Annotated in this window: 18 protein-coding genes and 4 tRNA genes; 17 read left to right on the top strand and 5 right to left on the bottom strand. The window is 60.8% G+C overall.

Annotation, left to right across the window (positions count from 1 at the left end):
* Positions 1 to 99 precede the first annotated feature (99 nt).
* On the bottom strand, positions 100 to 297 hold the full coding sequence (locus DFP86_RS00335; protein WP_133678009.1) for a hypothetical protein: 198 nt from the start codon (positions 295 to 297) through the stop codon (positions 100 to 102).
* Between the two features lie 298 nt (positions 298 to 595).
* Here DFP86_RS00335 and DFP86_RS00330 point away from each other — a divergent pair, with 298 nt between their 5' ends.
* The 3 genes from DFP86_RS00330 to DFP86_RS00320 all read left to right on the top strand — a co-directional run bounded on the left by DFP86_RS00330 (position 596) and on the right by DFP86_RS00320 (position 4,609).
* Entirely contained in the window at positions 596 to 2,278 is a 1,683-nt protein-coding gene (locus DFP86_RS00330) for an acid phosphatase (RefSeq protein ID WP_133678008.1), read from the top strand.
* 146 nt (positions 2,279 to 2,424) lie between these two features.
* Complete coding sequence (locus DFP86_RS00325) at positions 2,425 to 3,255, top strand: response regulator (RefSeq protein ID WP_133678007.1); 831 nt, start codon at positions 2,425 to 2,427, stop codon at positions 3,253 to 3,255.
* A 58-nt stretch (positions 3,256 to 3,313) separates the two neighbouring features.
* Entirely contained in the window at positions 3,314 to 4,609 is a 1,296-nt protein-coding gene (locus DFP86_RS00320) for a sensor domain-containing diguanylate cyclase (RefSeq protein WP_166642098.1), read from the top strand.
* Between the two features lie 16 nt (positions 4,610 to 4,625).
* Here the strand turns inward: DFP86_RS00320 and DFP86_RS00315 are convergent, their stop codons facing one another.
* The gene (locus tag DFP86_RS00315) at positions 4,626 to 7,430 is read right to left on the bottom strand and encodes an EAL domain-containing protein (RefSeq protein ID WP_133678005.1); all 2,805 of its coding nucleotides are present in this window, start codon (positions 7,428 to 7,430) and stop codon (positions 4,626 to 4,628) included.
* Between the two features lie 238 nt (positions 7,431 to 7,668).
* Between DFP86_RS00315 and DFP86_RS00310 the strand changes: the two genes are divergently transcribed.
* From DFP86_RS00310 to DFP86_RS00300, 3 genes are all read left to right on the top strand, one after another.
* A complete protein-coding gene (locus DFP86_RS00310; protein WP_133678004.1) occupies positions 7,669 to 8,991 on the top strand; it encodes a TRZ/ATZ family hydrolase in 1,323 nt (440 codons plus the stop codon).
* Positions 8,992 to 8,993: 2 nt separating this feature from the next.
* Positions 8,994 to 9,692, top strand: a complete 699-nt coding sequence (gene ubiG, locus DFP86_RS00305) for a bifunctional 2-polyprenyl-6-hydroxyphenol methylase/3-demethylubiquinol 3-O-methyltransferase UbiG (RefSeq protein WP_133678003.1) — start codon at positions 8,994 to 8,996, stop codon at positions 9,690 to 9,692.
* 274 nt (positions 9,693 to 9,966) lie between these two features.
* Positions 9,967 to 10,641: a GntR family transcriptional regulator gene (locus DFP86_RS00300; protein WP_133678002.1), complete on the top strand. Its 675-nt coding sequence runs from the start codon at positions 9,967 to 9,969 to the stop codon at positions 10,639 to 10,641.
* On the opposite strand, the gene DFP86_RS00295 is transcribed toward DFP86_RS00300, so the two are convergent.
* The gene (locus tag DFP86_RS00295; protein WP_133678001.1) at positions 10,638 to 11,132 is read right to left on the bottom strand and encodes a dihydrofolate reductase; all 495 of its coding nucleotides are present in this window, start codon (positions 11,130 to 11,132) and stop codon (positions 10,638 to 10,640) included. The genes DFP86_RS00300 and DFP86_RS00295 overlap by 4 nt on opposite strands.
* Complete coding sequence (locus DFP86_RS00290) at positions 11,129 to 11,923, bottom strand: thymidylate synthase (protein WP_133678000.1); 795 nt, start codon at positions 11,921 to 11,923, stop codon at positions 11,129 to 11,131. The genes DFP86_RS00295 and DFP86_RS00290 overlap by 4 nt, the downstream gene beginning before the upstream one ends.
* 148 nt (positions 11,924 to 12,071) lie before the next feature.
* Here DFP86_RS00290 and flhB point away from each other — a divergent pair, with 148 nt between their 5' ends.
* The 6 genes from flhB to DFP86_RS00260 all read left to right on the top strand — a co-directional run bounded on the left by flhB (position 12,072) and on the right by DFP86_RS00260 (position 19,225).
* Positions 12,072 to 13,238 (top strand): flagellar biosynthesis protein FlhB, encoded by a 1,167-nt coding sequence (flhB, locus tag DFP86_RS00285; RefSeq protein WP_133677999.1) that lies wholly within the window; start codon positions 12,072 to 12,074, stop codon positions 13,236 to 13,238.
* Positions 13,239 to 13,244: 6 nt separating this feature from the next.
* Entirely contained in the window at positions 13,245 to 15,329 is a 2,085-nt protein-coding gene (gene flhA, locus DFP86_RS00280; RefSeq protein ID WP_133677998.1) for a flagellar biosynthesis protein FlhA, read from the top strand.
* Between the two features lie 6 nt (positions 15,330 to 15,335).
* Positions 15,336 to 16,754, top strand: coding sequence for a flagellar biosynthesis GTPase FlhF (gene flhF / locus DFP86_RS00275; RefSeq protein WP_133677997.1), 1,419 nt, complete (start codon positions 15,336 to 15,338; stop codon positions 16,752 to 16,754).
* Positions 16,751 to 17,623 carry a MinD/ParA family ATP-binding protein gene (locus DFP86_RS00270; RefSeq protein WP_133677996.1) on the top strand — a complete coding sequence of 291 codons (873 nt, stop codon included), beginning with the start codon at positions 16,751 to 16,753 and terminating at the stop codon, positions 17,621 to 17,623. The genes flhF and DFP86_RS00270 overlap by 4 nt, the downstream gene beginning before the upstream one ends.
* Positions 17,623 to 18,378: an RNA polymerase sigma factor FliA gene (locus DFP86_RS00265; RefSeq protein WP_279526880.1), complete on the top strand. Its 756-nt coding sequence runs from the start codon at positions 17,623 to 17,625 to the stop codon at positions 18,376 to 18,378. The genes DFP86_RS00270 and DFP86_RS00265 overlap by 1 nt, the downstream gene beginning before the upstream one ends.
* A 97-nt stretch (positions 18,379 to 18,475) precedes the next feature.
* A complete protein-coding gene (locus DFP86_RS00260) occupies positions 18,476 to 19,225 on the top strand; it encodes a flagellar motor protein (RefSeq protein ID WP_133677995.1) in 750 nt (249 codons plus the stop codon).
* A gap of 63 nt (positions 19,226 to 19,288) precedes the next feature.
* Here the strand turns inward: DFP86_RS00260 and DFP86_RS00255 are convergent, their stop codons facing one another.
* Entirely contained in the window at positions 19,289 to 20,689 is a 1,401-nt protein-coding gene (locus tag DFP86_RS00255; protein ID WP_133677994.1) for an exonuclease domain-containing protein, read from the bottom strand.
* A gap of 144 nt (positions 20,690 to 20,833) precedes the next feature.
* On the opposite strand from DFP86_RS00255, the gene DFP86_RS00250 reads away from it, so the two are divergent.
* From DFP86_RS00250 to DFP86_RS00230, 5 genes are all read left to right on the top strand, one after another.
* Positions 20,834 to 20,910, top strand: a tRNA-Arg gene (locus tag DFP86_RS00250).
* 9 nt (positions 20,911 to 20,919) lie between these two features.
* Positions 20,920 to 20,994: transfer RNA gene (locus DFP86_RS00245), tRNA-Glu, on the top strand.
* Between the two features lie 6 nt (positions 20,995 to 21,000).
* A tRNA-Arg gene (locus DFP86_RS00240) sits at positions 21,001 to 21,077 on the top strand.
* Between the two features lie 6 nt (positions 21,078 to 21,083).
* A tRNA-Glu gene (locus DFP86_RS00235) sits at positions 21,084 to 21,158 on the top strand.
* A gap of 160 nt (positions 21,159 to 21,318) precedes the next feature.
* Positions 21,319 to 22,401 carry an alanine/ornithine racemase family PLP-dependent enzyme gene (locus DFP86_RS00230; protein WP_133677993.1) on the top strand — a complete coding sequence of 361 codons (1,083 nt, stop codon included), beginning with the start codon at positions 21,319 to 21,321 and terminating at the stop codon, positions 22,399 to 22,401.
* Positions 22,402 to 22,453: the final 52 nt, after the last annotated feature.

The raw sequence follows: 22,453 nt of genomic DNA, 5'->3' as shown, positions 1-22,453 counted from the left end.
TTGCCTCCGACGAATCCACCCAACAGCCGCTCCAACTGGGGAATGAATGCCATAAAAAAAGCCCCGAACGGGGCCCAAGCGTCAATGAAACTACCCTCCTCACTTCGCCGCCAACACCTGGCGGAATCGCTCGCGCCACCATCGGAGAAGCCCCACACGCCTTGGACGGGTAAACGCCAGATAACGCGCCAGCAGGATACGTTGACGAAGCGCCCAGGCGTTCGCCGGAACTTCATCCGACACCGATGGCCGTTTGTCCTGCATCGTGTGATTGAGCAAATGAATATAAAGGCCCATGGCCTTCTCCTGATCATGCCGCATAAAGCAGCGACCAGATCATCATAGAAACTTCAATATAAAAACCGCATAAATCCGCCGCCCGGATTCTCGGCCGGCCCCCTCCGTTGCGTCCAAGCCGGCCTTCCCGAAAGATTTAGCATTGGCTCAAATACCACAAGCACCGCGTGTACAGATTACTGTAATCAAAGCGAATTAAACTTTTGCCAATTATTTCAAATTACTTGCCATGGGACTATTTAATAGTGGAGTGGCATAATCACACAATTGCCAACTTGGTAAACGCGGAGTCCATGCAATGACATCGAAGTCAGAAGATCAAGCCCCGTCCACCGAACAGCCCGTCGATCCGTCGCGACGCAAACTGTTCGAAGCCGCCGCCGCGCTTGGCGTAGCCAGCGTCATGCCAGGTGTCTGGCCGCAAGGCGCCGAGGCCGCGCCCAGCGCCACTCCCCTGCATCTGACCGGCGGCGCGCTCGACAAACAGCTCAAAGCGCACGTCAAAAACATCGTCGTCATCTACCTGGAAAACCGCAGTTTCAACAATCTGTTCGGCAACTTCCCCGGTGTGCGCCATCCGCTATCGGCCGTACCGCCCGAAAGCTACCGCCAAAAGGATCGCGACGGCGTCACCCCGCTCGCCACCTTGCCGAAGATCTGGGGCGGCCTGGTTCAAAAGGGGCAGACAGTCGCCGGCAAGTACTACATGATCGGCGAGGACAAGATCACCGGGCTTGCCAACGCGCCGTTCCCGCTCAAGGATGCCGAAGGCAAACTCCTGCCGGAAGCCGTCATCACCCGCGATCTGTGGCACTTGTTCTACCAGAACCAGCGACAGATCAACGGCGGCAAAAATGATGGCTTTGTCGCCTGGGCCGACTCGGGCGCCTTGCCGATGGGCTACTACGCCGAAACCGCCAAGCATCTCAACCAATGGCAAATCGCCCAGGAATACACCCTGTGCGATAACTTCTTCATGGCAGCCTTCGGCGGTTCGTTCCTCAACCACCAATTCCTGGCCTGCGCCCGCGCGCCGTTCTACCCCAATGCCGAGAACAGCCCGGCCAAAAGCAAGATCGCGGTACTGGATGACGGCCCGACAGGCACGCAGCTGAAACTGGCGGCCGACTGCCCGGCCTCGGCGCTGAACGGGCAGCCCAAGTACGTCAACAATGGCGCCATCTCGCCGGATGGCTACGCCGTCAACACCATGGCGCCGCCCTTCCAGCCAAGCTACATTCCGCCGGCCGCTGGCGGAGATCCGCTACGGGCCGATCCACAGAATCCCAGCACCCTGCCGCCGCAAACCCACGATACCATCGGCGATTTGCTGTCGCGCCAGGGTGTCGACTGGGCCTGGTACAGCGGCGCCTGGCAAGCTGCGCTGGATGGCAAGGGCGGTGCCGACGCACCGAACTTCCAGTACCATCATCAACCGTTCAACTACTTCGAACGCTTTGCCCCGGGCACCGCCGAGCGCGCCAAACACCTGCGCGACGCCGGCCTGGGCGACAGCCCGATCTCCAACCACTTCCTGGCCGATATCGAAGCGGGGAAATTGCCGCCGGTATCGTTCTACAAACCACAGGGCAACCTCAACCTGCATGCCGGCTACTCGGATGTCGAATCCGGCGACCGCCACGTCGCCAACGTGCTGGCTTACCTGAAGAAGAGCCCGCAGTGGAAACATATGGTGGTCGTGATTACCTACGACGAGAACGGTGGCTGGTGGGATCATGTGGCGCCGCCGAAAGGCGACCGCTTCGGCCCTGGCTCGCGTATTCCGGCCATCGTCGTCTCGCCGTTCGCGCGCAAGGGGCATGTCGACCATACCTTCTACGACACGACCTCGATCTTGCGCCTGATCACCCGAGTACATGGCCTGCCTAAACTCGAAGGCATCCGGATTCGCGACGAGGCCTTCGCGGCCCTAGGTACGCACGGCCCGGGGGACCTGACCAACGCTCTGGCGCTTGGCTGACAGATCGCCCACCCAGGCATCACGATGCTGGCAACCGGCCGCCGATGAATCGGCGGCCGTTTTTTTTCGCGGCGACGTCTAGAATGACAAACGCCGGATTGCGCCTATATTCAAAATGAATAACCAGCAAACACCCCACTTATCCAATGACCACGCCCTCCTCCAATACCGCACCGGATAGCGCACTGCCCGACGACACCAGGCAGCCGGCGCCGCACCGCCGCCTCGAAGGGTTGACGATCCTGGCGGCGGAGGATTGCCGCGTCAATCAAATGGTGCTGGAGGAGATGCTGAGCGCGGAAGGTGCGCACGTCGAGATGGCGGAAAATGGCCGAGAGGTGGTCGATCGGCTGCGACAATGCGGCGCCGACCGCTTCGACCTGGTCCTGATGGACATCCAGATGCCGGTGATGGACGGTTTCGAAGCCGCTCGCCAGTTGCATGCGCTGGTGCCTGGGCTACCGATCATCGGTCAAAGTGCTTATGCCATGGCCGAGGATCGGGCCAAATGCCTGGCAGCCCATATGGTCGACCACATTACCAAACCGTTCGACCGGGATTTGCTCGTGCTGTGCATTCTGCGCCACGTCCGCCCCGGCGGCCCGCCCCTTCCGGTCGCGGCAACGCAACAGGAACCGGGCAGTGCGGTCGACCCGTGGGGCGAATTGGCTAGCCGCTACGCCCGCAACCCGGCTTTCGTCGATCAACTGCTGAACGTTTTTCTCATCAGCAATAGCGGGCTACCCAACCAACTGCGCCAGGCATTGTCTCGCCAGGACACCCGCGCCCTGGCGGGACTCACACACGGCCTCAAGGGGATGGCCGGCAGCATTGCGGCACACGAGCTGCAGACCTTGAGTCAGAGCGCCGAGCAGGCAGCCAAGCTGGATGCGCCCGAATTGGCACAATGCATTGTCGAGCTGGCCGCCAGGCTTGAGCAGACTTTAGAGCAGATAAGGCATCGCATAACGCTGTAACGTAGCGGGCGTTTCCTATACTGCCAGCATGGATAATGCCTCCCAGAGACATCCGGACATGCCGCCACCGAAGAGTCAAACGACACAGACACTCAATGCCGACCAACAGGCTGCGTTGTTTCGGGCCATTGCCGACAACTCCAACAATGTTGTGGGCGTCAAGGATCTGGCTGGGCGCTACCTCTATGTCAATACCAAATACAGCCAGCTATTCCATTTGCCGCAGGAGCACTACCTCGGCCGCACCGACGCCGAGCTGTTCCCGGCAGACACCGCCGCGCAGTTTCGTGCCAACGATCTGCGCGTTCAGCACGACAACATGGCACTGACCATCGAGGAAATCGTGCAGGTAGACGGCCAAACGCGGCATTTCCTATCGGTCAAATTTCCGATCCACGATTTCCTCGGCACGCTGTACGCCACCGGACTGATCGCCACCGACATCACTGCGCGCAAGGCGGCGGAACAATTGCTGTGGGCGAGCGAAGAACGCTTCCGTCTGGCTTTCGAACAGGCCACTGTCGGCATGGCGATGATCGACATCGGCGGCAACATCTTGCGCATCAATCCCCATGGCAGCCAATTGTTCGGCTACCAGCACCCCGAGCTGGAAGGCCGCAGCATCGAAAGCATCACCCATCCGCAAGATCGCGCACGCGTCATGGCCCTGATCCGGAAAATCCTGCGAAACGATTTACCGCATGGCGAAATCGAGAAACGCTACCTGCACAAAGCCGGCCACTTCCTGCACTGTCGCGTCGCCATCTCGCTGGTACGCGACCCGCAGGGAGTGCCGCTGTATTTCGTCGCTCACATCAACGACATCACGGAAACCCTACGCATCGAAGAAGAACTGCTGCGGCTGGCCAATACCGATCCGCTCACCGGTGTCGCCAATCGCCGCCCGTTCCTGGAACGCATGCAACAAGAACTGGCCCGGGTGCGGCGCTATGGCACGCCGGCCTGCTGCCTGATGCTCGACTTCGATCACTTCAAGCTCATCAACGACCGCTGGGGTCACAGTAGCGGCGACGCTGTGCTGCGGTATTTCAGCCAGACCTGCCTGCAACGACTGCGGGCAACCGATCTGTTGGGAAGATTGGGGGGAGAGGAATTTGCCATCCTGATGCCGGATACGGCACTGGCCGGCGCCCGCGAATTGGGCGAACAATTGCGTGTATGGGTCGCCGAACACCCGCTGCAGATCGGCGACCAGCAGATCTGCTTCAGCATCAGCCTGGGCATGACCGAACTGCGGGCAGACGATAAAAACCCGGATCAAGTACTCGCCCGCACCGACGAGGCGCTGTACCGCGCCAAGGATCTCGGGCGCAACCGCGTAGAGGTTGTCTGACGAGCGCCCAAGGCCTCTACGCCGGCAGCAGCACCCCCTGGCTCAGCAACTGGGCGAACTCGGCCGCCGGCATCGGCTTGGCCAGCAGGTAGCCCTGCACCAAGTCGCACCCTTCTGCCAGCAGGAACTGCCACTGTTCGATGGTTTCCACCCCTTCGGCCACCACTTTCATATTCAGTGTCTGCGCGATGTTGATCACCGCCTTGGCGATTTCACTGTCGTCGCTGTCGCCCGGGATATCCTGCACAAAGGAGCGGTCGATCTTCAACTTGTCGGCCTTGAAACGCTTGAGGTAAGACAGGCTGGAATAACCGGTACCGAAATCGTCGATAGAGAGTTGCATGCCCATGCGTTTGATGGCGCCGATCGTCTGCACGGTCGCCTCGACATCTTCCATCACCACGCTCTCGGTCACTTCGATGTCCAGCGCCCGGCCCGGCAGGCCGTTGGCGGACACCGCCCGCTCCAGGGTCGCCACCAGGTCGGCCTGGCGGAACTGTAGCGCCGACAGATTGATCGCCAGCGAAATTTCCGGCAATCCGGCGGCATTCCAGGCAGCCAATTGACGGCAGGCTTCGCGAATCACCCAGTTACCCAATTGCACGATGAACCCGCGTTCCTCGGCAACATCGATGAAACGATTCGGTCCGAGCAGGCCGAGTGCGGCATGATTCCAGCGAATCAACGCCTCGGCGCCGACGATGCGCCCGGTACGCATATCGACTTGTGGCTGGTAGTGCAGCAGAAATTCGTTGCGATCCAACGCAAAACGCAACTGACTCTCGATCGCCAGAATTTCGTGCGCGCGGGCGTTGAGGTCGGCGGTATAAAACTTGAAGCTATTGCGACCGAACGACTTGGCGTGATACATCGCCGCGTCGGCATTGCGCACCAGCATATCGAAATCGCGTCCATCCTCCGGATAGATGCTGATGCCGATCGACGGCGTGATGCTGATCGAATGGTTATGCAGATCGACCGACGGGGCGAAGGCATGGATGATGCGTTCGGCAACCATCGCGGCCTCGCTCGGGTCGCCGATCGCCGGCAGCATGATGATGAACTCGTCGCCGCCTTGGCGCGCCACCATCTGCCCTGGCGCCAGCACCGACTTGATACGGTCGGCGGCCACCTGCAGCAGCGTGTCGCCCGCCGAGTGCCCCAACGACTCGTTGATGGTCTTGAAGCGATCGAGATCCAGCAACAACAAGGCTAGATGGAGGTTGTCGCGGGAGGCTGCGGCAATGGCAAGCTCGGTACGATCCTGCATCAGCGCGCGGTTGGGCAGATTGGTCAGGACATCGAAATGCGCCAGGAATTGGATGCGCTCGTCGGCGGCGCGACGCTCTGTCTGGTCGCTGAAAATCGCCACATAGTGTGTCAATTCGCCCAGCGGACTCTTGACCACATTGATCGCCAGCCACTCGGGATAAATCTCGCCGTTCTTGCGCCGGTTCCAGACTTCGCCCTGCCAGAAGCCCTGACTGCCCAGTTGCTGCCACATCTGGGCATAGAAGGCCGCGTCGTGGCGCCCGGAGGATAGGATGCTCGGTTTTTGGCCCAGCACCTCCTGCTGGCTATAGCCGGTGATATCGCTGAAGGCGCGGTTGACGATGCGGATGCGCAGGTCGGTGTCGGTGATCATGATGCCTTCGGTGGTGTTTTCGAACACCTTGGCCGCCAGTTGCATACGCTCCTCGGCACTGCGGCGTTCCGAGATGTCGCGCACCATGCGCCATACCGCGTTGATGCGCCCCATCGAATCGCGCATCGCCACCGTCTTGACACTGACCGGCACCGCATTGCCGAAACGGTTCAGGTAGGTGGCCTCGAACTCGTCGCAGTAACCGAAGCGCAACACCTTGTTGTCCAGGTTGAAATGCTCCAGCGCCTCGCTCTCTTGCGCCACCAACGACCAGAAGTTTTGCAGCTTGAGCTGATCCAGGTTGTAGCACATCAGATTGAGGAAGGCCGGATTGGCATCGATCACCTGGCCGTCGAGCGAACTGATGACGATGCCGTCCAGATTGGACCAAAACAGTTCGCGGTATTTGTTTTCCGAGCGGCGCAGCGCTTCTTCCATCTCGCGCCGGCGGGCGATGTCCGCTTCCAGGGCGATGGTCTTGGCGCGCAATTCGTCGAACAGGCGTTTGAGTTCGGAGCGGGTCCATTCGAGGTGGCGCCCCAGACGGCCGATCTCATCGCTACGCTCCCAGAGGAAGTGGCTGTCCAGCTTGAGCTCGGCCAGTTGGGTGGCTTGGTGCGTCAGTTCGCGGATGGGGCGCAGGAAGCGCGAGTGCAGGATCGCCATGATCAACAGCATCGAGAACACGATCTGCGCCAGCAACGTCCCCAGCATGCGCTGTAGATCGCTCTTGAGCTGATTGGCCAGATGCTCGGTATCGAATTCGATGGTGACCTGACCGATTTCCTCGCCGCGGTAGATCACCGGCTTTTGCAGCACGGAGACCGAACCGATGCGTCGCTCGCTGCGCAACGCCGAGAGGAAGACGGTGTTCGATTGGGTATCGGTGACGCGGATCGACACCACGCGCGGGTCGTCCATCACCGATTCGATAAGCGGTGCGCCCGATTGCCGGCTGAGGTTCCACAAGGGCTCCTGCATGCCAAGCGCAAGGATGTCCAGTACGCGCCGCTGATCGGTGGAGAGATCCGTGGTGGCCGCTTCGCGTTGCAGATTCAGCGTCAATGCGCCGCTCAGCATGGCGGGAATCAGCACACCCAACAGGACCGCAATCAGAAATACAGTGCGCAACGAAAGTACGGCAGCAAAACCGGCTTTAGCGTTCGACGTTGTCATGCGATCTCAGTCCGTCCAAATCATCAAGAAAAACCTGGATGGGAAATTATGTCGATCATCTTTGCGTGAAGTATACACGTACATCATTATTTACCTCACTCAGATGTTATGTCTTTTTATTATGATTCGGGAAATTTCTCAAACTTAGGAATTTACTTACTTAATGACAAGACATTAGATTGCCTTGCCTGGGTCGAATGCCTACAATCGATTCATTTTTCCATTCGGGATCGATACCATGGCGGGCAAGACTTATGACCTTGTGCTGACAGCACGCTGGATAATCACTGTCGAGAACGATGGTGAAGTGCTGGAGAACCATGCACTAGCCATCCGCAATGGCGTCATCGAAGCCATTCTTCCGGCCGCGCAGGCCGCCACGCTTGACGCAGTCCGCCATGTGAAGCTCGACAGCCATGTACTGATGCCCGGTCTGATCAATCTGCACGGTCACTCCGCCATGAGCCTGTTGCGCGGCATGGCCGACGATCTGGCGCTGATGGATTGGCTGACCGGCCATATCTGGCCGACCGAAGGCAAGCATGTGCGCGACGACTTCGTCTTCGACGGCGCAATGCTTGCCATGGCGGAAATGATCCGCTGCGGCACCACCACCATCAACGATATGTATTTCTTCCACGGCGCTATGGCGCGCGCGGGGCTAGCCGCCGGCATGCGCACCTTCGTCGGCTGTTCGATTCTGGAATTCCCCACCAACTATGCCGTGAACGCCGACGACTACATCAGCAAGGCGCTGGCCGAGCGGCGCGAATTCCTCGGCGAAGATCTGGTCACCTTCACCCTGGCACCGCATGCGCCCTACACGGTCGGCGACGATACCTTCCGCAAGGTGGTGACCCTGGCCGAACAAGAAGACATGTTGATTCACTGCCACATCCACGAAACCGGCGTCGAAGTGGAAAATGGCGTCAAGGAACACCACCAGCGGCCTTTGGCCCGTCTCAAGGCGCTGGGGCTGTTGTCGCCGCGCCTGATCGCCGCGCATATGGTGCATCTGTCGCCGGAGGAAATCGCCCTGGCCGCGAGCCACGGCGTTTCGGTGGCGCACAACCCGTCGTCCAATATGAAGCTGGCCTCGGGCATTGCCCCGGTCGCCCAGATGCTGGCCGCCGGCGTCAATGTCGGCATCGGCACCGATGGTGCCGCCTCCAACAATAAACTGGACATGTTGGCCGAAACCCGTCTGGCCGCCCTGCTGGCCAAAGTCGGCACGCTCGATCCGACCGCGGTGCCGGCCGCCACCGCATTGCGCATGGCGACGCTCAACGGCGCCAAGGCACTCGGCATCGACGACCGCACCGGCAGCCTCAAGGCCGGCAAGCAGGCGGACGTGATCGCCATCGACATGTCGGCGCTGGAAACCGCCCCGACCTTCGATCCGATCTCGCACGTCGTGTATGCCGCCGGCCGCGAACAGGTCAGCCATGTTTGGGTCAAAGGTCAGGCGCTGATGAACGAGCGTAAACTGCAAACCCTGGATGAAGGCGCCCTGAAGGCCAAGGCCGAAGACTGGCGCCACCGTATCGTGAGTGCGAAATAAGCATGGATATCAACGTCGACGAGAGCGAACTCGCGAAATTCAGCGAGCTCGCGCACAAGTGGTGGGATCGCGAAAGCGAATTCAAGCCGCTGCACGAAATCAACCCGTTGCGACTGGCATTTATCGATCGTCACGCTGGGCTTGCCGGCAAGAAGGTGCTGGACGTCGGTTGCGGCGGCGGCATCCTGGCCGAGAGCATGGCGGTGGCGGGCGCCGAGGTATGCGGCATCGACTTGGCGAAGAAGTCGCTCAAGGTCGCGCAACTACACAGCCTGGAGTCGGGCGTCGCGGTCGAGTACCGCTGCGTGCCGGTCGAGGAGCTGGCGGCCAACGAACCGGCGCACTATGACGTGGTCACCTGCATGGAAATGTTGGAGCACGTCCCCGACCCGGCCAGTGTCGTCGCCAGTTGCGCCCAATTGGTCAAACCCGGCGGCTGGGTGTTCTTCTCCACCCTCAACCGCAATCCGAAGGCCTATCTGCAGGCCATCATCGGCGCCGAATACCTGCTGGGCATGCTGCCGCGCGGCACACACGAGTACCAGCGCTTCATCAAACCCTCCGAACTGTCGCGCATGCTGCGTCCGCACGACCTGGAACCGGCGGAGTTCACCGGCATGCACTACAACCCGCTCAGCAAAGTGTATTCGCTCGGCGGCAGCACCGACGTCAACTATCTGGTCGCCACGCGGCGCAGCTAAGGCTCGGCAGACGTCTGGAGCCCCCCCCCGAATGCCAGTCGGTCAACGCCGACTGGCATTTTCGCGACCGCACCCAACGGCCGCCCGGCTTCTTCTTTTGCGCCAGATCATATTCCGGCCTCCGCCCCGCACTTCTCCTGTCATTTCGCTCGCCCGATCACTTGCCACACGGGTAGAATGACTGCCCATTGTTCGACAACCGAACAATATAATTTTACTTAATAGATCATAAGCAAATCGCATCAGGAAATATCCGCGTATGCAGGAGCCGCACATGTCATTCAAGGCCAACGATTCGCTGACCGAACAAATCGCCCAATATCTGGAACAACGCATCATCCTGGGAGAAATGAAACCCAGCGAGCGCATTCAGGAACTGCGCATCGCCGCCGAACTGGAAGTCAGCCGCGGTTCTGTGCGCGAGGCACTGCTGATTCTGCAGCGGCGACACCTGGTGGAAATCTTCCCGCGCCGCGGCGCCGTGGTCGCCAGCATCGCCGCGAACGATGTGAGGGATTTCTTCGAGCTGTGGCTGATGTTATTCGACCGCGTGGTCTGCAACCTGGCGAAAAACTGGCAAAACGACGACCTGGCCGGTTTCTTCGAACTGATGACGCGGATGGATCACTGCCAACGCCAAGGCGATCTGCAAGGCTTCTATCAGCACGGCATGGATTTCCTGCGCACGCTGTATCGTTATGCCGACAACCGCTACCTGAGCGACACCCTGGACGATCTGTTCCCGCTGACCCAGCGTTGCCTGTTCGCCATCTTGCGGGCGGGTCAAACCCAGATCGCGCGCACTTACCGGTTCCTGGAAGATCTTCTGAAAGTCGTCATTGAACGCGACGAGGCTCGGCTGCACCGCATGGTGACCGATTTCGGTGCGGGTTACAGCGAGTTGGCGCAAGCCTCGGCCGAAGCGCTGCAAGGCCGGACGTTGCGTTAAGCGCTGTCTTTACGGTACTCGACAAAAGCGAAGCGCAGGCCGTCGGCACTGACCTGCGCTTCGCGCATTACTTCACGCCAGCCAAGCGTTCGGAATTCGGGAAAACGCGCATCGCCCGCCACCGCCAGCTCGATCTCGGTCAAGAGCAGACGATCGGCCTGCGACAAGGCTTGCGCGTAGAGTTCGGCGCCGCCGATCAAGCAGACTTCGGCCACATCGCCCGCCAGATCGAGCGCCTCTTCCACCCCGTGCGCAGTCTCCACGCCCTCGGCACGCCAATCCGGCTGCCGGGTCACCACGATGTTGCGCCGCCCCGGCAGCGGACGGCCGATCGACTCGAACGTCTTGCGCCCCATGATCACCGGCTTGCCCAGCGTCAGCGCCTTGAAATGCTTCAGATCCTCCGGCAGATGCCAAGGTAGCCGGTTATCGATGCCGATCACCCGGTCGGCGGCCATCGCCGCCACCAACGTCAATAGCGGCCGCGTCATATCGCCACCGGCGCTTTGATATGCGGATGCGGCTCGTAGCCCTCTAGCGCGAAATCCTCGAAGCGGAAGGCGAACAAATCGCGCACCGCCGGATTCAGACGCATGCTCGGCAACGGCCGAGGCGCGCGCGACAACTGCTCGCGCGCCTGCTCGAAATGATTGCTGTACAAGTGCGCGTCGCCCAAGGTGTGCACGAAATCGCCCGGCTGCAGATCGCACACCTGCGCCACCATCATGGTCAACAACGCGTAGCTGGCGATATTGAACGGCACGCCAAGGAAGATGTCCGCCGAGCGCTGATACAACTGGCAGGACAACTTGCCGTCGGCCACATAGAACTGGAACAGCGAATGACAAGGCGGCAGCGCCATCTCATCCACCAGCGCGGGGTTCCAGGCCGAAACGATCAACCGACGGGAGTCCGGGCTTTTGCGGATCATCTCGACCACCTTGGCGATCTGATCGATCTTGCCGCCGTCCGGCGTCGGCCAACTGCGCCACTGGTAACCGTACACCGGCCCCAGATCGCCATGCTCGTCGGCCCACTCGTCCCAGATCGACACGCCGTTTTCCTTCAAATAGCGGATATTGGTATCGCCGGACAGAAACCACAACAACTCGTGAACGATGGATTTCAGATGCAGCTTCTTGGTGGTCACAAGCGGGAAGCCCTGCCCCAGATCGAAGCGCATCTGATAACCGAACACCGAGCGCGTACCGGTGCCGGTCCGGTCTGACTTGTCCTGGCCATGCGCCAGGACGTGCTGCATCAAATCCAGATACTGTTTCATGGTGCCTCGAAGGTTAGGGACATAACGCTCGATTGTACCCGAAACCGCTAGCGGCGAGACTACATGCATAGGCTATTCAGGTAGCTTCTCACACCTTAAATACGCTAACATCCGGTTGAAAATTCATAGATTGCCTTGAACCGAGACGATGGCAGAAGACTCAGACCTCGAACGAACAGAAGCCGCAACCGGTAAACGGTTGGAAGAGGCACGTTCGCAAGGCAACATTCCGCGTTCGCGCGAACTGTCCACCTTCGCCCTCACCATGACCGGCGTGGCCATGCTGATGTCGCAAGGCGGCAAGCTGTCGCATTACATCATGGATCTGACCCGGCGCGTGCTGACCTTCGACCACGCCGCGCTGCTCTCCCCCGACAATATGCTGGAACGCTTCAAGGATGCCATCTTCGGCACCTTGTGGCAGATGGCCCCCATTCTTGGCACGCTATTTTTCGTCGCCCTGTTTGTCCCCATGCTGATCGGCGGCTGGAATTTCACCACCAAGGCGGTGGAGCCCAATTTCGGCAAATTCAACCTGATCAGCGGCTTGGGCCGGCTGGTATCGCTCAATTCGGCCACCGAGGCGCTCAAGGCGATTCTCAAGTCGCTGCTGATCGGCGGCGTCGCCACCACCGTTCTGTGGAAACAGCGACAAGAAATCATCGGTATCGGACAAATGCCCCTCGAATCGGGGCTGGCCAAGCTAGTCGATATGATGATCCATAACTTTTTCATCATCGCCGGCGCCATGATTCTGCTGGTGGCGATCGACGCACCCTATCAGTTGTGGAGCTACCACAAGAAACTGCGCATGACCAAGGACGAGGTCAAGCGAGAATACAAGGAACAGGAAGGCTCGCCCGAGGTGAAGGGCAAAATCCGCCAGATGCAGCGCGAAGCGGCGCGCCGTCGCATGATGCAGGCCGTGCCGACCGCCAACGTCATCGTCACCAACCCGACGCACTACGCTGTCGCCTTGCTCTACAAGGAAGGCATGCGGGCACCGCAAGTCGTGGCCAAGGGCTCGCTGATTCTGGCCGAGAAAATCATCGACCTGGCGCAGGAAAACCGCATCGCCATCATGCGCGTGCCGAGCTTTGCCCGCGCGCTGTACTTCAACACCGAACCCGGCGACGAAATCCCGAGTCGGCTTTACGCCGCGGCAGCGCAGGTACTGGCCTATGTGCACCAGTTGAAGCTTTACGAAATCAACGGCGGCCTGGCGCCGGTCTACCCGGACCAGATCGAGGTCCCCGCGGATCTTGACCCACAAAGCAAACGCCAGCATGATGCGGCGCCTGGCGCGAGCGAATAATCGGGTATGGACAATTTCCTAGATGTACTAAAACGGTTCAATTATGGGGCCCTGGCAGGCCCGATCCTCATCATCCTGATTCTGACGATGATGGTGCTGCCGCTGCCGCCGTTGCTGCTCGATATTTTCTTTACTTTCAATATCGCCGTATCGGTGATCGTTCTGCTCGTCGGCATCAATGTACGCAAGCCGCTCGATTTTTCGGCCTTCCCTGCCGTATTGCTGATCACCACCCTGTTGCGCCTATCGCTTAACGTCGCCTCCGCGCGGGTGATTCTACTCAACGGCCATACCGGCCCGGCAGCGGCCGGCCACGTCATCGAGTCGTTCGCCCGCTTCCTGGTCGGCGGCAATGTCGCCATCGGTATCGTGGTGTTCGTGATCATCACCATCATCAACTTCGTGGTGATCACCAAAGGCGCCGGCCGTATCGCCGAAGTCAGCGCCCGCTTCACTCTGGATGCCATGCCAGGCAAACAGATGGCCATCGACGCCGACCTGAACGCCGGCCTGATCGGCGAAGAGGACGCGCGCAAGCGCCGTGCCACCATCGCCGAGGAAGCCAACTTCTTCGGCGCCATGGACGGTGCCTCCAAGTTCGTGCGCGGCGATGCCATGGCCGGCATCATGATCATTCTGATCAACATCGTCGGCGGTCTGATCGTCGGCGTGGTACAACACGACCTGGCCGCCGGCGAGGCGGCCACCACCTATACGCTGCTGACCATCGGCGACGGCCTGGTGGCGCAGATCCCGGCGCTGATCATCTCGACCGCCGCCGGTATCGTGGTATCGCGCGTCGGCACGGATAAAGACCTGTCCGAAATGCTGTTGGGACAGTTGTTCACCCAACCGCGCGTACTCAACATCACCGCCGGCGTGATCGGCATGATCGGCATCATCCCCAACATGCCGCACTTCGCCTTCTTGCTGATTGCCGGCATGCTGAGCATGCTGGCGCGCCAGATGAGCAAGCGGCACGCGCAGGCGCAGCAAGCCGAGCAGAAAGCCGAAGCCGCCTCGCGCGTGGCGCGCGAACAGCCGGTGGCCGAAGTCAGCTGGAACGACGTGCAGCACGTGGATCAGTTGGGGCTGGAAGTCGGCTACCGCCTGATCCCGCTGGTAGACCGCAATCAGGACGGCGAGCTATTGCGCCGTATCCGCGGCATCCGCAAGAAGATCGCCCAGGAGCTGGGTTTCCTGGTGCCGGCCGTGCACATTCGCGACAATCTGGAAATCAAGCCCAATGCCTACCGCATTCTGCTCAAGGGCGTGGAGATCGGCCGCGGCGAGGCCTTCATCAACCAGATGCTGGCCATCAACCCCGGCAAAGTGCTGGGCGAAATGACGGGCATGAATACCACCGACCCGGCCTTCGGCCTGCCGGCGGTGTGGATCGACACCGCCAGGCGCGAGGAAGCCCAGGCGCTGGGTTATACGGTCGTGGATACCAGCACCGTGGTGGCGACCCATATCTCCAACCTATTGCATACCCACGCCGCCGAACTATTGGGTCGCGAGGAAGTCCAGGCGCTGATCAATCACCTGACCAAGGAATCGCCCAAGCTGGTCGAGGATCTGGTGCCCAAGGTGGTGCCGATCGGCACCTTGCAGAAGGTACTGCAGCAATTGCTGAGCGAGGGCATCCATATCCGCGACATGCGGTCTATCGTGGAAACCCTGGCCGATCACATCGGCGCGACGCAAGATATCGACGAATTAGCGGCGGCGGTGCGGACCGTTCTGGGCAGGGTCATCGTCCAGCAGTTGTTCCCGGGCGAGACCGAACTGCCGCTACTGACACTCGACCCGGCACTGGAAAATGTGCTGATGCAAGCGGTACAGTCCAAGGCCGGCGGCGGTCTGGAGCCGGGCTTGGCGGAGAATTTGCTCGCCAGCGCGGCGCAGGAATCGGAACAGGCCGAAGTGCAAGGGTTCAACCCGGTGCTGTTGACGCCGCCGGCGCTCAGGCCGTTGCTGGCACGTTTTTTACGCCGCCCCCTGCCACAGTTGCGAGTAATTTCGCATAATGAGATACCGGATAATAAATCGATTCGTATAATTGCCGTTATTGGGGGCCATAAGGGTTAACGACTGATGGTGGTCAAAAAGTACTTCGGAAAAACCACGCGAGACGCGCTGCGCCAAGTTCGCGAAGAACTGGGTGCGGATGCGCTGATCCTGTCGAACCGCCCGACACAGGGCGGCGGCGTGGAGATCATGGCCGTGGCGGATGCCGATGTCGCCAATCTGGCAACGACTCTGTCGACCTCGTCGAGCCGTCATCCCCCGCGCAACGCGCCGTCGCCGACGCACGGCACCGCCGTCAATCGCGCATTGGCGCGCACATACGCCATGCCGGTCGAACCGCTGTCGGCACCGCCGGCGCCGCGCACGGAAAGCCGCGCCGCCGAGCCGGAAGCGCCGGCCGTGCGCCCGGCGTCAGCGCAGCAGTACGCCCAGCCAGCGCCCCCCTTCGAGCCCCCTGTCGCCCCGCAGACGCGCCAGGCAGCGCCGACCGCCCCCCCGCGCACGACGACCGTCGCGCAGGCGACGGCCGAATCGGCGGTGATGGCCAGCGAATTGAAGGAAATCGGCGACGAGATCAAGCTCTTGCGCAGTCTGCTGCAAAGCCAGCTCGCCAGCTTCGCCTGGACCGATATGGAAGGGCGCACGCCCAACCGCATCGAGTTGTTCAAGCAACTGCTGGCGACCGGATTGAGTTCGACCTTGATCCGCCAACTGATCGAAAAGCTGCCGTCGCAATACAACGGAGAAACCGCGCTCAAATGGGCGCGCTCGGCGCTGCTGCACAATCTGCGCTGCGTCGAGGCCGATAACGAAATGATGGAGCGCGGCGGCGTCTTCGCGCTGGTCGGCCCGACCGGCGTGGGTAAAACCACCACCGTCGCCAAGCTGGCGGCACGAGCCACCATGAAGTTCGGCCCGCAGCATGTGGCGCTGATCACGACCGACAGCTACCGGATCGGCGCTCAGGATCAATTGCGCATTTACGGCAAAATTCTTGGCGTGCCGGTGTTCTCGATCCAGAACGAGGGCGATCTGCAACTGACCTTGGCCGATCTGGCGACGCGGCACATCATCTTCATCGACACGGTCGGCATGGGCCAACGCGACGCGCGTGTCGGGGCTCAAACCAGCATGTTCGCCGCCATGGATCGACAGGTGGACCGCATCCTGGTCATGGCGGCCAATGCCGATGGCCATACGCTGGAAGACGTGGTGCGCAACTATCAGGGACAGGGGCTATCGGGTTGTATTCTGTCCAAGATCGACGAGAGCGTTTCGCTCGGCGCCAGCCTGGACATCGTGATCCGCAACCGCCTCAAGGTATGCTATGTCACCAACGGCCAGCGCGTCCCGGAAGATCTGCACAGCGCGCACGGCAGCTTCCTGGTCGATCGCGCGCTCAAGGCGCCCCACACCAACTCGCCGTTCGCCCTGCAACACGATGAATTGCAAATCCTCAATTCGGCGCAGGCAGGCTGGCTATGACGCTGAATCAGGATCAAGCCGCCAGCTTGCGCATGCTCAATGCCCGGCCCACGCGTGCGCCGAGCTTTGCCTTCATCGGCGCGGAAGGTGTCGGCACCTCGACCTTGGTCACCGAACTAGCCGTCGGCGTGGCCTTTGCCGGCGGTCAGCCGCTGGTCATCGATTGCTGCGCGGGCCAACAAATCGCCCGCCGGCTCGGCGTGCCGACGACCGCCACCCTGGAAACCCAGGTCATCAGCATGAGCGGGCTGGCCGAGATGACCGCCCGCTCGCGCCAGGGGGTCACCCTGGTCAACCTGTACGCCCGGCCGGAAGAACGCGCCCTGTTCTCCTCGCAGTTGTGGCTGCGGCTCGGCGCCGAGTTCGCAGCGCAAGAGCGGGACGCCACATCGCTCTTGATCGATGTTCCCAACCCTGCCATCGACCCGGTGCCCGCCTGTGTGGCGGATAACCTGATCCTGGTGCTGACGCCGCAGGCGGAGTCGCTGACCATGGCCTACGCCACCATCAAACGCTTGGCGACGATGTATGGCCGAACCTGCTTCAATGTGCTGGTCAATCGCGCGCGCCACCTGGAAGAGGCGCGCGAACTATTTGCCCGCCTGTCGTCGGTGGCCAGCGAATTTCTGACGGTCGCCCTGCGCTGGGTCGGTTTCGTGCCGGAAGATGGCGCGATCCGGCGTAGCCAAGCCTTGCACCGTCCATCGCTCGAAGCTTTTCCGCAAAGCGAATCCAGCATTGCCTTTGCCCAACTGGCCGCAGTGCTGCCACAATGGCATACAACAGAGACTACAAACAGTAGTACAGGCTACATGGATATGCTGATTGCCGCGTCACGCGACTGGGCGGAAAGCGAGGGAGCTGTTTGATGACCAACCAAATGCCTTCGAAAGTGGTGGCGGGTTACCATCCCAACGCCCATGGCAGCGACCTGATCCTGGACATCACCCAGTATGCCCCGATGGTGAAGAAGATCGCCGGCATCCTGATTTCGCGCCTGCCCGCATCCATCGAGCTGGACGATTTGATCCAGGTCGGCATCATTGGCTTGATCGACGCCGCGCGCCAATTCGACCCGAGTCAAGGTGTGCAATTCGAGACCTTCGCCAGTCAACGCGTGCGTGGCGCCATGCTCGACGAGCTGCGTCGCGAAGACTGGATGCCACGTCAGACGCGGCGCCACGCCAAGCAGATCGAAGAAACGATCAACACGCTTGAGCAACGGCTGGGACGCAGCCCGATCGAATCGGAAATCGCCGAAGAAATGGCCATGCCGCTGGCCGACTATCAGGAGCTGTTGGGCGAATGCAAGGGTTTGACCCTGCTGCATTACGAAGACTTCACCGACGACGACGGAGACCCGCTCGGCGGCCTGGGCAACCTGGTCGACAGCAGCAGCCCGGATCCGCTGGCCACTTTGTCGGACGACGATTTCCGCCAATCGCTGATCGAGGGCATCAAACTGCTGCCGGAGCGCGACCAACTTTTGATGGCGCTCTACTACGAACAGGAACTCAATCTCAAGGAAATCGGCGCGGTACTTGGGGTATCGGAGTCCAGGGTCAGCCAATTGCACAGCCAGGCGATCGTCCGGCTGCGCGCAAAATTGAAAGACTGGCTTTAATATAAAAACGCTGGCAAAAAAGGGCTGCTCACGATCTTTGGGCGGCCAAAAAGAGAAAACAGGCAAGAAGTAAAACCAACAATATCGGATCAGGCTCGTGGACAAGATCAGCATAATCGCTATTATCGGCGGTTTTTCCGCCATCATCGCCGGCCAAGCTATGGAAGGCGGCAGCGTCGGTTCTTTGCTGCAGCTGACCGCCTTTATGATCGTCATAGGCGGCACGCTCAGTGCCGTCATGTTGCAAAGCACGCCCAAACAGTTCATGACCGGCCTGCGTATGATGCGCTGGGTCGTCGCACCGCCGGCATTCAATCATGAAAGCATGATCCGCGAAGTGATCAACTGGAGCCAGAGCGCCCGCCGCGGCGGTCTATTGTCGCTCGAAGGCTTCGTCAACATGCAACGCGACCCCTTTACCCGCAAAGCGCTACAGATGCTGGTCGATGGCGGCGAACCGGATACGCTGCGTAGCGTGATGGAAGTCGAGATCACCATGTTCGAACATGCTCGCCGCCAGGCGGCCAAGATCTGGGAGTCGGCCGGCGGCTACTCGCCGACCATGGGGATTCTGGGTGCGGTGCTCGGCCTGATCCACGTGATGGAAAACCTGACCGACCCATCGAAGCTCGGTGCCGGCATCGCCGTGGCCTTCGTGGCCACCGTGTACGGCGTGGGCGCGGCCAACCTGCTGTTCTTGCCGATCGGCAATAAACTGAAGAACATCATCTCGGGCGAAGTGGCCATGAAGGAGCTGGTGGTCGAGGGCATCGTCGCCATCGCCAACGGCGAAAACCCGCGGATCATCGAGACTCGTCTGCGCGGCTTCCTGGCCATGCACGAGTGAGGAGGATGGTGCGTTGCCGGCGGGTTGGCGCAATGCCGAAGGCGATTGCGCCAACCCGCTCCGCTAGCTGTTCTCCGAAAGTCGGATGCTCGTATCTGTCGTCGGCTTCCGGAAATATCCCGTCAATAGCTTGACGACATCCGGATCCATCAACACAGGGCCGCTGAGCGGCGCATCGCTCCCGCCATCCCGACTGCCCAGGTAGCACCAGCGGTCGAAATGGTGCTCGCGCACCATGCCGCTGACCTCGTCGCGCTCGACCACGGCCACCGCGCCCGGGTAGGGCCAATCGCGCCCAGCCAGCCGTTCCAACGCTTTGAGTAAGCGGGCATTGTGTGCCGAGGCCGGCTCGCGACCGATGCAAGCACCCTGACAACCGCCTTTCCCGCGCCCGTCACAAGGTTGCCCCTTGCGACTGGTGACCCGCTCCACCCCCAACACCCACTGACACAGGCCTTGCGACTCGGCCAACTCCTTGAGCGCCTTCTTGGCGTCGCGCGGCGTGCGGAACAGACCGTAGTGCCGCGTCGAACCCTCGCCCTGCAAGTCGGCGCCGCTGACGATCTGAGGCCGCAACATCCCCTCCTCGTCCGATTGCAAACGCAGACTACAGACCTCGCTGGCCATGCGACCTTTGGGATTGAGCCGCGGGCGCAAGGTTTTCAGCAGCACGATATTCAACAACGCCGAGCCGAATTCGCCCAGCGTCTCGGTCCATTCGATGCGCCCGGCGTCGCCCGCGAGCTGGAGTGCCTTGCCGTGTCCCGGCGTGAAATGCGCCAGCACGCCACGGCGCAGATTGCTGTCGTGGCCGACATAAAGCGGCAATCCCTGGCGATCGTGGATGCAGAACACGCCGGGCACGTCCGGCAAGGCGTCGAAGGTCTCGACATCCATGCCGGCAGGCGGCGCGCTCTGTGCCAATAAAGCCTCGGCGGCGCTGGCGAGCACGTCCTGCCCCAACGCCGAACCGGCGGCCAGCAAGAAACGATAGACCGCTTCGGCATCGGCCAAGGCCCGATGCCGCTCGGGTAGCACGATGCCGTGGCGCGCCATCACCGCATCGAGATTGTGTTTGTAATGCTCGGGATACAACTTGCGCGACAGCTTGACCGTGCACAGCGTCTCATTCTGCAGGCGCAGCCCGGCACGCTTGAATTCGTTCTTCAGTACGCCGTAATCGAAACGCACGTTGTGCGCGATCAGCAAGCGGCCGGCCAGTTGCTGGCGGATCGTCTGCGCCAACTCGCCGAATGCCGGTGCGCCCGCCACCATGGCGTCGCTGATGCCGGTCATATTCTGGATGAAGGACGGGATCGGTTGGCCGGGATTGACCAGCGACTCGAAACGCTCGACCCGCTCACCGTCGATCAGGATGATCCCGATCTCGGTGATACGGTCGCGAGCAAGATGACCGCCAGTAGTTTCGAGGTCGACAATGGCACAGGGACGAGAAAATGGCATCGATGAAGTCCGGGGAAAACGATGTGCGGCGGAAAACGCGACTTTCGTAGCGCGCAAGTCGTTCATTTTACTGCCTATTGGAGAAAATTCCTATATTTCTTGACATGGATATGACTCGTCGCTACAATTCCGTTCTCTTACAGCGCACCCGTAGCTCAGTTGGATAGAGTATCTGGCTACGAACCAGAGGGTCGGGCGTTCGAATCGCTCCGGGTGCGCCACAAGAATTAGTCCCTATAGTTTAGCGGTTAGAACACTGCCCTTTCACGGCGGCGGCCGGGGTTCGATTCCCCGTGGGGACGCCAGTTTTTGCACCCGTAGCTCAGTTGGATAGAGTATCTGGCTACGAACCAGAGGGTCGGGCGTTCGAATCGCTCCGGGTGCGCCAAAGTCAGTCCCTATAGTTTAGCGGTTAGAACACTGCCCTTTCACGGCGGCGGCCGGGGTTCGATTCCCCGTGGGGACGCCAGATTTCACAAAAAGCTTTCGCTACTGCGAAAGCTTTTTTGCTATGCGCGCGACGGCGCCGATGATAGTTATAACTTTTATTATCTATCTATTAGCAAATCATTATTTATTCCGCATTTTGGCGAGCGTACTCTCATTCCATTCGCTCAAGGGGACTCGCCATGACTGAAAACACCCACCTGCCCTGCTTGTTTGTCGATCTAGAAAAAATCCGTCACAACACCCGCCTAATGGTTCAGCGCTGCCACCAGAGCAGCATTGAAGTCGCCGCCGTGGTGAAATTGATGCGCGGCTCGCCGGAAGTCGCGCAAGTCATGCGCGAAGCGGGCGTCGATCTGCTGGCCGACTCGCGCCTGAGCAATCTGGCAAGACTGGTCGACCTTGGGCTACCGCGCATGCTGTTGCGTTTGCCGTCGCCACACCAGGCTGACGAGGTGGTGCGCCACAGCGAGATATCGCTCAATTCGGAGGCCGTCACACTGCGCGCGCTGTCCGCAGCGGCCAGTCGGCACGGCCGGCAGCATCGAATCGTCGTCATGCAAGACCTGGGCGATCTGCGCGAAGGCTGTTTCGATGAGGCCGAAACACTGGAACTGGCCCGCCTGGCGAGCAGCCTGCCTGGCCTCGGCCTGGCAGGTATCGGCGCCAACCTGGCCTGCTACGGCGGCGTCGCGCCGTCGCCGGAAAACCAGCAGCGACTGGTGGATATCGCCGAGTGCATCCGCCGGGAACTGGCATGCGAATGCCCGATCGTCTCTGGCTGCAATTCCGCGGCCGCCTTCATGCTACTCGATGGCAGCCTGCCGGCCGGCATCAACCAACTGCGGCTGGGCGCCTCGCTCTTGATGGGCATCGGCCTGAACGACGAGCCGATACCCGGCCTGGTACAAGACACCGTCACGCTAACCGTGGAGGTCATCGAGCTCAAGGACAAACCCTCGGTACCGATCAATTCGACCGCACTGGATGCCTTTGGCCACAAACCGGTCTTCGAGGACTACGGCATCCGGCACCGTGCGCTGTGCGCGCTAGGCAAACAGGATGTGTCTTTCAGCGAACTCACGCCGCTCGACGCCGGTATCCGCATCGTGGGCGGCAGCAGCGACCACCTGATCCTCGATCTCAGCGACGCGGCTCGGCGCTACCAAGTCGGCGACAGCATATCGTTCTCGCTGAGCTACGGCGGTGTCCTCGCTTGCATGACCTCGGATTACGTCGCGAAGGTATTCAACCGGGAAAAATAACTTGCGCCCCCCCCTCTCCGAGCGCCTGTCGGTAATCCGCTTGGGGAGGGTG

Origin of the sequence: Paludibacterium purpuratum, assembly GCF_004363805.1 — a bacterium.
Lineage (GTDB): Bacteria > Pseudomonadota > Gammaproteobacteria > Burkholderiales > Chromobacteriaceae > Paludibacterium > Paludibacterium purpuratum.
The sequence above is the reverse complement of the archived record's forward strand: the minus strand, read 5'-3'. Positions and strand labels throughout refer to the sequence as shown.

Coding starts and splice junctions, on each gene's coding strand:
- DFP86_RS00335 (WP_133678009.1), bottom strand. CDS start 297: ATGGGCCTTTATATTCATTTGCTCAATCACACGATGCAGGACAAACGG.
- DFP86_RS00330 (WP_133678008.1), top strand. CDS start 596: ATGACATCGAAGTCAGAAGATCAAGCCCCGTCCACCGAACAGCCCGTC.
- DFP86_RS00325 (WP_133678007.1), top strand. CDS start 2,425: ATGACCACGCCCTCCTCCAATACCGCACCGGATAGCGCACTGCCCGAC.
- DFP86_RS00320 (WP_166642098.1), top strand. CDS start 3,314: ATGCCGCCACCGAAGAGTCAAACGACACAGACACTCAATGCCGACCAA.
- DFP86_RS00315 (WP_133678005.1), bottom strand. CDS start 7,430: ATGACAACGTCGAACGCTAAAGCCGGTTTTGCTGCCGTACTTTCGTTG.
- DFP86_RS00310 (WP_133678004.1), top strand. CDS start 7,669: ATGGCGGGCAAGACTTATGACCTTGTGCTGACAGCACGCTGGATAATC.
- ubiG (WP_133678003.1), top strand. CDS start 8,994: ATGGATATCAACGTCGACGAGAGCGAACTCGCGAAATTCAGCGAGCTC.
- DFP86_RS00300 (WP_133678002.1), top strand. CDS start 9,967: ATGTCATTCAAGGCCAACGATTCGCTGACCGAACAAATCGCCCAATAT.
- DFP86_RS00295 (WP_133678001.1), bottom strand. CDS start 11,132: ATGACGCGGCCGCTATTGACGTTGGTGGCGGCGATGGCCGCCGACCGG.
- DFP86_RS00290 (WP_133678000.1), bottom strand. CDS start 11,923: ATGAAACAGTATCTGGATTTGATGCAGCACGTCCTGGCGCATGGCCAG.
- flhB (WP_133677999.1), top strand. CDS start 12,072: ATGGCAGAAGACTCAGACCTCGAACGAACAGAAGCCGCAACCGGTAAA.
- flhA (WP_133677998.1), top strand. CDS start 13,245: ATGGACAATTTCCTAGATGTACTAAAACGGTTCAATTATGGGGCCCTG.
- flhF (WP_133677997.1), top strand. CDS start 15,336: ATGGTGGTCAAAAAGTACTTCGGAAAAACCACGCGAGACGCGCTGCGC.
- DFP86_RS00270 (WP_133677996.1), top strand. CDS start 16,751: ATGACGCTGAATCAGGATCAAGCCGCCAGCTTGCGCATGCTCAATGCC.
- DFP86_RS00265 (WP_279526880.1), top strand. CDS start 17,623: ATGACCAACCAAATGCCTTCGAAAGTGGTGGCGGGTTACCATCCCAAC.
- DFP86_RS00255 (WP_133677994.1), bottom strand. CDS start 20,689: ATGCCATTTTCTCGTCCCTGTGCCATTGTCGACCTCGAAACTACTGGC.
- DFP86_RS00230 (WP_133677993.1), top strand. CDS start 21,319: ATGACTGAAAACACCCACCTGCCCTGCTTGTTTGTCGATCTAGAAAAA.